This window comes from Formivibrio sp. oc-25 (genome assembly GCF_055810895.1).
In genome coordinates this window covers 17,125-28,242 of sequence record NZ_JBVVOL010000028.1, presented here as the reverse complement: position 1 = coordinate 28,242, position 11,118 = coordinate 17,125, and the positions used below count along the sequence as shown (strand labels likewise).

The following is an 11,118-nucleotide window of genomic DNA, read 5'->3' as shown; positions in this document are numbered from 1 at the left end:
GGTTGCACAACCCGGGGTGGAAACTATTGGATGCCGATCACCCCGGAAACCTGGAAAGTTTTGCATGCCGGTTTACATCCCGCACAAAGCATGGAGCAATCCCGAACAGTAAATATCGATACACGCTTGGTGAGTTTGGTTCAACGTGGTATCCAGTGGTATCGACGTCTCGTTAAGGAAGGCATTGGACCTTCAGCGATTGCCCAGGCAGAGCAACTTTCACCATCGCTGGTGCAGCAAACGCTCTATGTGGCGTTTCTGGCACCAGATATCGTGAAGGCCATCGAGGTGGGTAAACAGCCGGCGACATTGACGGCGCACACGCTATTCAAGGCGTTACCACTACCGGCCTCATGGGAAGAGCAGCGGAAACTGCTTGGCATCAAATCTTAGCCCTTACCAAATTCCGATCCAAAAGGCGTGCACAAGCACGCTGTTTTTGTCTTCGAGCAATAGAGCTGCAGGACTCATCGATAATGCCCCAATGCCCAAGTGCTTCGAGAGAAGAGCCTGTTTCCGGCGGGGGGAAATGCGGCAAATTGTCGGAACAGAGAAACTGCAGAAACGCGAAAGCCCGCATGGTTGCGGGCTTTTACTTTGAAAGTGGCTGCCCATGGACAACCACTAAGACTTTTTGGCGGAGAGAGGGGGATTCGAACCCCCGATAGGCTATTAACCTATACACGCTTTCCAGGCGTGCGACTTAAACCACTCATCCATCTCTCCGCAGAGGAGGGCGCATAATACCGAAGTCACCCAAGGAAGGCAACCATAATCTGTGTTGCGTAGGGGATTATTTGCGCGTTCGGTTCTGCGTCGGGTGCATCATCTTCCCTGTCTGGTATTTGGGCATTTCACAGATACAGTCTTCCACGTTTTTTACCACCATCAGCGGCAATCCCGGTGACCTGCTGGAGAATCGCACCATGATGACTTTACGACTCGCACACGAACGCGGTCATGCCAATCACGGCTGGCTGGATAGTTGGCACACCTTTTCCTTTGCCGATTACTACGATCCCCAGCACATGGGCGTATCGGTGCTGCGCGTGATCAACGATGACCGGGTCCAGCCCGGAAGCGGATTCGATACCCATCCCCATCGCAATATGGAGATCATCAGTTACATCCTGGAAGGGGCGATTGAACATAAGGACAGCATGGGATCTCACACCACCCTCCGTGCGGGTGAAGTCCAGGTTATGAGTGCAGGCACCGGTGTTGCGCATAGCGAATACAATCCATCCAGAACCAGGGAGCTACATTTCCTGCAGATATGGGTGCAACCCCGGGTAACAGGTATTGCCCCCGGTTACGATCAGAAAGATTTTTCCGCGGTCCGGGGTATCCAGTTGATCGTTTGTAAGCGTCCAACCCGCCCACATTGAGTAACGATCGCCCAGGCCGGAAGATCGTGTCCACGTTAAAACAGGTGGACATATGGACGCGATCACTCTTAACCCGCACCGCCCACGGCGCCGCAGGTATAGCCGGGAATTCAAAGCCCAAATTGTTGCAGCCTGCAAACAACCCGGCATATCGGTTGCCGCCATCGCCAGAATGCACAACATGAATGACAACATCATTCACCGCTGGCTGCGCGAAGACGAGCAAAACGGTTCGGATGCGTCTGGGACCGTCCCTCCATCTGTGAATCTCCCGGTCATACCAACTCCGGCATTCATCCCTGTTCTGCCCAGCACTTCATCACAGGACTGTATTCATCTCGAACTCATGCGCAACGATCTGACCTTGCGCATCGACTGGCCGGAGTCCCAGGCGCATTCGTTTCTGCAAACGCTGTTGGCATTGCTGCGATGATTCTCCCGGAACAGGTCTATCTGGCGGTTGAACCTGTGGATATGCGCTGGGGGATTGAGCGGCTTTCCTGCCATGTGCAGCATGCCATCGGCCGCACGCCTTGTGATGGCAGCGCCTTCGCCTTTATCAACCGGCAGCGCTCCCGTCTCAAGCTGCTGATCTGGGATGCGACCGGAGTCTGGCTCTGCCAGCACCGTCTGCATCAAGGCATATTTCACTGGCCGAAGGCTGGGGATGCCGTCTGCACGCTGGTCGTCATTTGAGCGCTACGCCCAAACGGGCGATCTACCAATCGACAACAACGCCGTGGAAAACGCAATCTGGCCAATCGCATTGGGTAAGAAAAACTGGCTATTTGCCGGCAGTGAACGTGCCGGCAAGCGCGCTGCAGCCATTCAAAGCCTGCTGGCCACCGCCAAGCTCAACGGATTGGAACCGCCTGCCTAGCTGAAATCCACCCTCGAAAAACTTCCGACCTGTCCGAACTCCCGCATCGACGAACTCCTGCCAATCAGGCGCTGATCAGATTCGGTCTGCCTTGAGAATGTGGGTGGGCTGGACGCATACGATCGTTTCGCCCGACGGGCGAGATGGATCACTGCAAATCCATCAGGATGTCTATTTGCACAAGGTGCTGCTGAAAGAGGAAACCCGTCATTTCCCGCTGGCTGGCGAGCGCACCTATTACCTGCATGTGGCCCGGGGAAAACTTGAAATCAACGGCCAGGAAATGTCGGCTGGGGACAGTGCAACCATTACAGGTGAAAAGCTGCTTGAACTGAAGGCATCAGGTCAGGTGGAGGCCTTGCTGTTCGACCTTCCTTAAGAACCAGTTCACGATCCTGCTGCGACGGTGTGATCGGAACTCATGCGCTGCTCAAAACACCCCAAGGGAGCTTCCTTCGGGGTGTATACGCTGCGCTTGATCCTGCTGACGGCTTCTCGTCACAGACCATAAACAGACTCTTAAATCTATTGGCCGTTAGGCAGCAACGCTTCCCCTGAAATCATCTCCACGAATAGGCTCGTCAGGATTGGCCGGGAAAGTCAGGACAAATTCGGTTTGTTCGCCAGGTATGCTGCTGACATGGATATCGCCTCCATGCAGCTGCATGATCGAGCGCACGATCGCCAGGCCCAGCCCGGAACCACACACCCCCGATGTACGTGCTTTGTCCACCCGGTAAAACCGGTCGAACAACCTTGGCAAATGCTCGGGTGCGATACCCGCGCCCGGATTGCTTATGCTCAGGGTCGTGGCATATTCCGGGGTTGTTGCCAGTGACAGGGTGATCGTGCCCCCTTCCGGCGAATGCTGGATGGCATTGGTCAGCAAATTGCCGATGGCACGCCGCAACATTCCCTTGTCGGCTTCAACGCTGGCTTGCCCATTGATCTGGATAGCCAGATTCTTGTCTTCTGCAAGTGCCTGGCAAAACTCCACGACACATTCCGCTTCTGCACGCAGGTCGATGGATTCTTTCCGCAGGACGGCTTCGGCATTGTCTGCGCGGGCCAGAAACAGCATCTCCTCGATCATGCGCGACAAGGCTTGGTAATCCTCCATCGCGGAGGCCAGTGTCTCTTGGTATTCCTGAGGGCTGCGCGCCTGGGAAAGTGCAATCTGCGCTTGCAGCATCAGGTTGTTGATGGGCGTGCGCAACTCATGGGCCAGATCGCTGGAAAAATCGGATTGCCGCTGGAAGGCTTCATCCAGCCGCGCCAGCATGCCGTTGAACGCTTCGGCCAGATCATGGAATTCCTCTGGAATTTCCCGTGGCGGAAGTCGCTGGTGCAGTTCACTGGCGGTGATTTTGCGTGCAGCTCGGGTGATGGCGGCAACCGGTGCCAGGCCCCGCTTGGCTACCCAGTAGCCCAACACGGCAGCCACCAGTGTTCCGGTGAGTACCATCAATAGCAGCACCCAGGCGGATTCCTCAAGAATCTGGCGAGTTTCTTCCGCAGAAAGACACATGCCGATCAGAAGGCGACGACTTTTCTCATCACTGCCCAAACGGCCCCATACCGTTACCATGCGCAGGGAGGGAAAATGCTCTTTCTTCCATAACCATGTCGAGTTGGGCGTGACTTGTTCCTGAATGACTTGCCGTAGCAAAGAGGCACCGTCAGGCCCTTGGGGAACCGACTGAAACAGGATCTGACCTGTTTCGTCGGCCAGAATCAAATCGATATTGCGTCGGATCGACAGCGGTGCCTCATTGAAGTGTTTTACCAGCGTGCTTAAATCGGTATCACTTGGCTGCGCGTGCAAAAAACCGCGAATGCGTATGACGCGCTCGATCAATATCGCCCGATCACCCATTTCCAGTTTGTGTTCGAGCGCAAAATATAGCGAACTGGCAATTGCGCTCAGCAGCAGAAATGACATCAGTGCAAACAGCGCGCTGAGCCGTTTGGTGATCGACATGATGGGACGAGAGGTCATAGGTCTTCCCGATCCTCCATCACATAACCCATGCCGCGCAGGGTATGGATCAGGCGCGGGGTGAAATCATCATCGATCTTGGCGCGCAGGCGCCGGATCGCTACTTCGACCACATTGGTGTCACTGTCGAAATTCATGTCCCAGACCTGGGCGGCAATCATGGTGCGCGAAAGCACTTCGCCTTGCCGACGCAATAGCAGGCTCAACAGCGCAAATTCTTTGGCGGTCAGATCAATGCGCTGCCCGGCGCGGGTAACCTTGCGCCGCAAAAGATCCACCTCAAGATCGGCCAGCTGCAGCGTGTCGGGTTCACGCGTCTTGCCGCGTTTGAGAAGAGTGCGGATGCGTGCCACCAATTCGGCAAATGCAAAGGGTTTCACCAGATAATCATCAGCCCCAAGCTCCAGTCCGCGTACGCGATCCTCGACCTTGTCGCGTGCGGTCAAAAACAATACCGGTGTTTCCTTGTCGCGGCGCAATTGCGCGAGTACTTCCCAGCCATCCATGCCCGGCATCATCACATCCAGTATCACCAGATCGTAATCTTCGGTAAGCGCCATGTGGCTGCCATCCACGCCGTTAGCCGCGACATCCACCACAAACCCTTGCTCCGTCAAACCCTGTTTCAGGTAGGTACGCGTCTTGGTGTCATCTTCCACTATCAAGAGTTTCATGTCGGGTGTCTCATGGGGCTGTTTGGGGCGAGGCGGGCTTATGGCATTGATTATCCATGGATATTGCCAGTGATTGGATTACAAATTTGTCATCTTGCCGGCGAATTGCCTACCAGAGAAAACCACCATCAAAGATGACAATTTTGTAATCGGAGTGTCCGTTTCCTGATAGCCGCGTTGGCTTAATCTGCAGGTGTTGGCAGGAAACACCGTATCTGCAACGTAACCGACTAATCAATTTGGAGATCCGACATGAATACTCGTACCTTTGTTCAAGCTGCACTGTCTGCTGCCGTGTTGGTGGCAGCTTCGTCTGCATTTGCCGCATCTGGCGCCGATGGCTCGCCGGTAAGCGGTAAGGTTTATGGGGCAAAAGAGCGGGCCGTAACGGCACAGACCCCTCACCTGAATGTCTTCAAGGACGATGTTGTACGCATCTCCCTGGCGGATGGGCAAAGTTTTACCTGGAAATTTGATGGCGCAAGCAACTATGTCAACTTGGCCGACATTGCCCCGCAAGGTGCAAAGATAGACAAGAATATTCGTATTTATGTCAGCGATGTCTCTGACAGCTAAATAAATTCCAGCCTTATCTCTGCAGGCAGCATTTAACGTGACGGTCAGCCTTGACCCACAGCCCAGCAGCTACGCTTGCTGGGCTGTTTCATTTCTACTCGGGCAGCCACTGTTGACGTTGTTACATAGCTGCACTGGAGTGGGAAAATGCCAGTCTCCATGCATGTGATGCAGACAAAAGCCAGTTATTTTCAAGGAGCATAACGCTGTGAATGGCGCGTTCCCGCCCCTCCCCTTCGGGTTTGGGGCATCTCGAGCGGTTTTCCGCGATGTAAACCACATGCAGTACCCGTATTGCGGCGTACTTTGCGCCTTGAAATTCATCTCGAACAGCCCCAAACACAGTTTTGTCACCAACATCAACAGAACCTCGGTACAACATCATGAATAACGCATCAATTGTGATTCAAAAGCCTTCCGACGCCGCCACCTCGCTAGTACTGCTGTTCCACGGGGTGGGTGCACAGCCCAGCGATATGGCTCTGATCGGAAAACGCATTGCGATGCAGGATCCGGGCGTCTTCGTAGTGGCGGTGGCCTCGCCCGATCCTTCCGATTTTGGGCGTGGCAGGCAATGGTTCTCGGTAAAAGACATCTCAGAGACAAACCGATCGGAACGCATTGCCGCGACCATGCTGCGTTTTGAACAGGAAATTGCAGACTGGCAGGAAGAAGCAGGGTTAACGCCAACCCACACCACCCTGGTAGGTTTTTCTCAGGGCGCAATCATGGCCCTGGAGGCGTCACTGTGCCAACCCACGCTGGCCGCACGGGTGATTGCACTGGCTGGCCGCTTTGCTGCCAAGCCGAACGTACGCCCTGGGGCTGCCGTGCATTTGATACACGGTACCGCCGATACAGTAATCCCGAGCCAGTACAGTGAACAAGCGGCGCATCGCCTTGCGGAACTCGGCGGTACGGTATCGCTTGATCTGGTGCCAGGACTGGGGCACGGCATTGATGAAAACGCGCTGCGGCATATACTCCGGCTAAGCGCCAGATCCGTAAATGCGCCAGCGGAATGATGGATGATGCAAACAAACCAGAATACATTGACGTTGCACCTTGGCGAGCAACGGTGCAATTTGTGGATTAACGCACCTGTTACCGCCCCACCCTATACGCAGCTGAATATTGGCTGGGGCAATGTACTGCCTGGCCCTCTGCGTACTTCGCCCCCGCGACCGTTGGATCTGGAGAATGCCATCCAGCATATCGAAGAACATGTCATGCCATTGGCGCGCATCATTCCAGGTGGTTCTACCTTAAACAGCAGCTGTGTCGGGGATTGTGCCCCAAGTCTGCTTTCTTTGATGCAAGAGCAAACCAAGTCGCAAGATACATACCATCTCGACGACATTGAATCAGTATTCTCTCGACTATGCGCTATCGCGGAGGGAAGCCCTGCCGGGGAGGATAATCCGCTGATCGAGCCTGCTACCGTGGCCGCACTGCTGATCGTGCGGGAGTTCATGCATCATGCCGGGCTGGCACGGATATCAATCGCTCAAGCGAGAAACCCGTTTCAATAGTCCACGCAACGAATTACCAGCGTGTTGATTAATCACCGTATTTCTGAAAGCCCGTACTCAAAACGGGTTAAAGTGACCTGATGAATTTCCTGGCACATGCCGTTCTTGCTGAAAGAACACCCGCTTTGATGGTCGGTGGTGTTATCGGCGACTGGATCAAAGGGATCCTGCCCGGTTGCCTGCCAAGCGATTTGGCCCGAGGCGTCGCGTTACACCGTGCAATCGACAGGTTTGTCGACACCCATCCGGCTTTTCGTTGTAGTTGTTCGCGCATATCGCCAGAGCGTCGGCGGTATGCGGGCGTGTTGGTGGACATTTTTTACGATCATGTTCTGGCACGTGATTGGAACCGATTTCACTCCGCCCTGCTCCCGATATATTGCCAGTCGGTCTATCGCCAAATTGATGCACGCCTGGACGAACTGCCTGAATCCGCCCGTTTTGCGATGCGGTTGATGGCACAGGAGGATTGGTTGCAAAGCTATGCGGAATTGGACGGAATCGCCGATGTGTTAAACCGTATGTCTCGGCGCGCACGGCGCCCGAACCCTCTGGTTGGAGGAGAAGCTGAATTTCCAGTAAGCGACTCTGGATTCACAGCCGATTTTGAATGGTTATTGGCTGATGCAAGCGCGTTTGTCGATCATTGGCTGGGATCAATTGATCCAGACTGCCAATGACGGTGATGGCCGAGGGGTTGTCGATGAATAGCCTTCACACATAAGCGCTGAATTCTGTTACCCGCTGTTCAAATGAAGGCAGTACGAAGGTCGGCAAGCGGTCGGACAGGGTACAGCTCAAGGGCTGCCCGCAGGAAATAAGATCCTGTTCAAAGGCAGCCCGTTTTTGAAACCCCTATATTCCATCGATTTGCAGCGCCTGCGCATGAAAACGCAAGTGCTCGTCAATAAAGCTGGCCATGAAGTAGTAGCTGTGGTCGTAGCCGGCTTGCATGCGCAAGGTGAGCGGATAAGCCACACTGGCAGCCGCGGCTTGCAAGGTCTCGGGTTTGAGTTGCTCGGCAAGGAAACTGTCGCGGTCGCCCTGGTCGATCAGCAGCGGCAGCTTTTCACGCGCCTGCATGATCAACCGACTGGCATCCCACTCCGCCCACTTTGTCCGATCGTCACCCAGATACCGGCTGAAGGCTTTCTCGCCCCACGGGCAGGTGCTGGGCTGGCAAATCGGCGCAAAGACGGAAATCGAGCGATAGCGCCCGGGGTTGCGCAATGCGCAGACCAGCGCGCCGTGCCCTCCCATTGAATGACCTGCGATGCTGCGCGCAGCAGAGGCAGGAAAGTTGGCTTCGATCAGCGCCGGCAGTTCCTGCACCACGTAATCATGCATGCGGTAATGCTGTGCCCAGGGTGCTTCTGTCGCGTTCAGATAGAACCCCGCACCATGGCCGAAATCCCACGCGCCGTCAGGATCGCCCGGAACCTCCGCGCCACGCGGGCTGGTATCCGGCGCGACGATAATCATGCCCAATTCGGCGGCCAGGCGCTGGGCGCCGGCTTTCTGCATGAAGTTTTCATCGGTGCAGGTCAGCCCCGACAGCCAATAGAGTACCGGCAATTTGGTGCCGAGTTCGGCCTGTGGCGGCAGATAGATGGCAAACACCATGTCGCAGCCAAGCGTTGCCGAATGGTGGCGGTAGCGCTTGTGCCAGCCGCCGAAACTCTTGTTGCAGGCCAAGTTTTCCATATTCATAGCGCAATCCTCAGAACCTGTCACGATCTTGCTGCGACGCCGTGATCAGGGCTCATGTGCTGCTCAAAATCCTCATGTACTCCTTTGTACACTCCAGTTTTTGCACTGCTCTTCGCCCTGCTGACGGCCTCTCGCGACAGATCGTTAACAGTTTCTTAAAAGTGGATAACAGTACGTATGCTCTTGCCTTCGTGCATCAGGTCGAAAGCCTGATTGATGTCGGCCAGTGGCATATTGTGGGTAATGAAGACATCGAGCGGGATCTCGCCACTCTGCGATTTCTTCACATAGCCCGGCAGTTCGGTGCGGCCACGCACGCCGCCGAAAGCCGAACCGCGCCAGACCCGACCGGTAACCAACTGGAATGGCCGCGTGCTGATTTCCTGTCCAGCGCCAGCCACACCAATGATGGTCGATTCGCCCCAGCCCTTGTGGCAGCATTCCAGCGCGGCGCGCATCAGTTTCACATTGCCGACACATTCAAATGAGTAATCCACGCCACCATCGGTCATCTCCACGATCACGTCCTGGATCGGGCGTTCATGGTCTTGGGGATTGACGAAATCCGTTGCGCCCAGCTGCTTCGCAATCTCGAACTTGGCCGGGTTGATGTCCACCGCGATGATGCGGCTGGCCTTGGCCATGGTTGCACCAATGATCGCAGCCAGGCCGATACCGCCAAGACCAAAGATCGCAACAGTTGAGCCTTCCGTGACCTTGGCTGTGTTGAGTACCGCGCCGATGCCGGTGGTCACACCACAACCCAGCAGGCATACCTTATCCAGCGGAGCTTCCTTCGGAATCTTGGCGAGCGAAATCTCAGGCAGTACGGTGTATTCGGAGAAGGTCGAACAGCCCATGTAGTGATAGATCGGCTGTCCCTGGTACGAAAAACGCGTGGTGCCATCCGGCATCAAGCCCTTGCCCTGAGTAGCGCGCACCGCCTGGCAGAGATTGGTCTTGCCGGATTTGCAGAATTTGCACTCGCGGCACTCGGCGGTATAGAGCGGAATGACATGGTCGCCCACCTCCAGCGAAGTCACCCCCTCGCCCACGGCTTCGACGATGCCGCCCCCTTCATGGCCAAGAATGGCAGGGAAGATACCTTCCGGATCATCGCCCGAGAGCGTAAAGGCATCAGTGTGGCAGACGCCGCTGGCCACAATACGCACCAGCACTTCACCAGCCTTGGGCGGTTCGACATCCACTTCAACAATTTGCAAAGGTTGTTTGGGACCAAAAGCGACGGCCGCGCGGGACTTGATGCTCATGTGGACTCTCCGATTATGAATTATTGAAGCATTTCATCAACAAGTTTAATTGAATCAGCCAAGGGGATAATTCATCATGCATGGAAACACTATTGCAGCACAGGGATAATCTATGTTTGCACAATAAAGAGGGAATCAGATGAGCCGCTGGGAAGGACTGGACGAATTTGTCGCCGTGGTGGAATGCGCAAGTTTTTCACGCGCCGCGGAACGACTGCGCGTGTCATCCTCGCATGTCAGCCGCCAGGTGGCCTTGCTGGAGGAGCGTCTTCAGGCGCGCCTGCTTTATCGCACCACCCGCAAGGTATCGCTGACCGAGGCTGGGCAGACCTTTTTCGCACGCTGCCAGCGTCTGATCGAGGAGCGTGATGACGCGTTTGTGGCAATCAGTGATCTGCATCGCGCACCCACCGGTCTGCTGCGCATGACGGCCGCCGTGGCGTACGGTGAGCGTTTCATCGTGCCAATCGTGAATAGCTTCATGACGCAACACCCGCAGTTGCGCGTCGAAATCGAACTGACCAACCGCATGCTCGATCTGGTGCAGGAAGGGTTTGATCTGGCGATTCGCCTCGGTCGGCTGGAAAGCTCCACGCTGGTTGCCAGCCGCATTGCGCCCCGTGCCATGTATCTTTGTGCCTCGCCCGCCTATCTTGAGCGCTACGGCTGCCCGCATACCCTATCGGAGCTGACTGGCCACAATTGCCTGATCGGCACGAATGACACGTGGCTGTTCCACGAGAATGGTCATGAGTACCCCTTCAAACCGCGCGGCAACTGGCGCTGCAACAATGGAACCGCCGTACTCGATGCCGCCTTGCGCGGGCTGGGTTTGTGCCAGTTGCCGGATTACTATGTACTGGATCCACTCAAGCGCGGTGAATTGGTCTCACTCCTTGAAGCCAACCAGCCACCGGATACGGCAGTGTGGGCAGTCGCGCCGCAGCGGCGCTACCCGCTGCCCAAAGTCCGTTTGCTGGTCGATATGCTGAGGGCAGGACTGGCTGATTTGCCGGAATATGGGGGAACGGCCTCCGCTTTACCCTTAGAACGTGTTCACGATCTGTAGCGAGAAGCCGTCAGCGAGG

General features: G+C 55.6%; 14 protein-coding genes, 1 tRNA gene and 1 pseudogene. 11 read left to right on the top strand and 5 right to left on the bottom strand.

What is annotated here, in order from left to right; all coding sequences use genetic code 11:
• Positions 1–30: 30 nt before the first annotated feature.
• The gene (locus AC0KVQ_RS14045; RefSeq protein WP_473421797.1) at positions 31–393 is read left to right on the top strand and encodes a hypothetical protein; all 363 of its coding nucleotides are present in this window, start codon (positions 31–33) and stop codon (positions 391–393) included.
• Between the two features lie 242 nt (positions 394–635).
• Here the strand turns inward: AC0KVQ_RS14045 and AC0KVQ_RS14040 are convergent.
• Positions 636–726: transfer RNA gene (locus AC0KVQ_RS14040), tRNA-Ser, on the bottom strand.
• A 71-nt stretch (positions 727–797) separates the two neighbouring features.
• On the opposite strand from AC0KVQ_RS14040, the gene AC0KVQ_RS14035 reads away from it, so the two are divergent.
• The 5 genes and pseudogenes from AC0KVQ_RS14035 (at position 798) to AC0KVQ_RS14015 (ending at position 2,647) form a co-directional block, all read left to right on the top strand.
• Positions 798–1,388, top strand: a complete 591-nt coding sequence (locus AC0KVQ_RS14035; protein WP_473421796.1) for a pirin family protein — start codon at positions 798–800, stop codon at positions 1,386–1,388.
• Positions 1,389–1,440: 52 nt separating this feature from the next.
• Entirely contained in the window at positions 1,441–1,821 is a 381-nt protein-coding gene (locus AC0KVQ_RS14030; protein WP_473421795.1) for a transposase, read from the top strand.
• Positions 1,818–2,084, top strand: a complete 267-nt coding sequence (gene tnpB, locus AC0KVQ_RS14025; RefSeq protein WP_473421794.1) for an IS66 family insertion sequence element accessory protein TnpB — start codon at positions 1,818–1,820, stop codon at positions 2,082–2,084. Before AC0KVQ_RS14030 ends, tnpB begins: the two co-directional genes overlap by 4 nt.
• Positions 2,068–2,343: pseudogene (locus AC0KVQ_RS14020) on the top strand (IS66 family transposase); the annotation flags it as partial. The gene tnpB and the pseudogene AC0KVQ_RS14020, both read left to right, overlap by 17 nt.
• Positions 2,344–2,371: 28 nt before the next feature.
• Entirely contained in the window at positions 2,372–2,647 is a 276-nt protein-coding gene (locus AC0KVQ_RS14015) for a pirin family protein (protein WP_473421793.1), read from the top strand.
• Between the two features lie 156 nt (positions 2,648–2,803).
• Here the strand turns inward: AC0KVQ_RS14015 and AC0KVQ_RS14010 are convergent, their stop codons facing one another.
• Positions 2,804–4,267, bottom strand: a complete 1,464-nt coding sequence (locus AC0KVQ_RS14010) for a heavy metal sensor histidine kinase (protein ID WP_473421792.1) — start codon at positions 4,265–4,267, stop codon at positions 2,804–2,806.
• Positions 4,264–4,941 (bottom strand): heavy metal response regulator transcription factor, encoded by a 678-nt coding sequence (locus tag AC0KVQ_RS14005; protein ID WP_473421791.1) that lies wholly within the window; start codon positions 4,939–4,941, stop codon positions 4,264–4,266. Before AC0KVQ_RS14005 ends, AC0KVQ_RS14010 begins: the two co-directional genes overlap by 4 nt.
• A 252-nt stretch (positions 4,942–5,193) precedes the next feature.
• On the opposite strand from AC0KVQ_RS14005, the gene AC0KVQ_RS14000 reads away from it, so the two are divergent.
• From AC0KVQ_RS14000 to AC0KVQ_RS13985, 4 genes are all read left to right on the top strand, one after another.
• The gene (locus AC0KVQ_RS14000; protein WP_473421790.1) at positions 5,194–5,517 is read left to right on the top strand and encodes a hypothetical protein; all 324 of its coding nucleotides are present in this window, start codon (positions 5,194–5,196) and stop codon (positions 5,515–5,517) included.
• 383 nt (positions 5,518–5,900) lie between these two features.
• Entirely contained in the window at positions 5,901–6,542 is a 642-nt protein-coding gene (ypfH, locus tag AC0KVQ_RS13995) for an esterase (protein WP_473421789.1), read from the top strand.
• Positions 6,543–6,545: 3 nt separating this feature from the next.
• Entirely contained in the window at positions 6,546–7,049 is a 504-nt protein-coding gene (locus AC0KVQ_RS13990) for a hypothetical protein (RefSeq protein WP_473421788.1), read from the top strand.
• 80 nt (positions 7,050–7,129) lie between these two features.
• Entirely contained in the window at positions 7,130–7,729 is a 600-nt protein-coding gene (locus AC0KVQ_RS13985; protein ID WP_473421787.1) for an acyl carrier protein phosphodiesterase, read from the top strand.
• A 175-nt stretch (positions 7,730–7,904) separates the two neighbouring features.
• Here the strand turns inward: AC0KVQ_RS13985 and fghA are convergent, their stop codons facing one another.
• Positions 7,905–8,753, bottom strand: a complete 849-nt coding sequence (gene fghA / locus AC0KVQ_RS13980) for an S-formylglutathione hydrolase (protein WP_473421798.1) — start codon at positions 8,751–8,753, stop codon at positions 7,905–7,907.
• A 161-nt stretch (positions 8,754–8,914) separates the two neighbouring features.
• Positions 8,915–10,030, bottom strand: a complete 1,116-nt coding sequence (locus AC0KVQ_RS13975; protein ID WP_473421786.1) for an S-(hydroxymethyl)glutathione dehydrogenase/class III alcohol dehydrogenase — start codon at positions 10,028–10,030, stop codon at positions 8,915–8,917.
• A gap of 139 nt (positions 10,031–10,169) precedes the next feature.
• On the opposite strand from AC0KVQ_RS13975, the gene AC0KVQ_RS13970 reads away from it, so the two are divergent.
• A complete protein-coding gene (locus AC0KVQ_RS13970) occupies positions 10,170–11,099 on the top strand; it encodes a LysR family transcriptional regulator (RefSeq protein WP_473421785.1) in 930 nt (309 codons plus the stop codon).
• Positions 11,100–11,118: the final 19 nt, after the last annotated feature.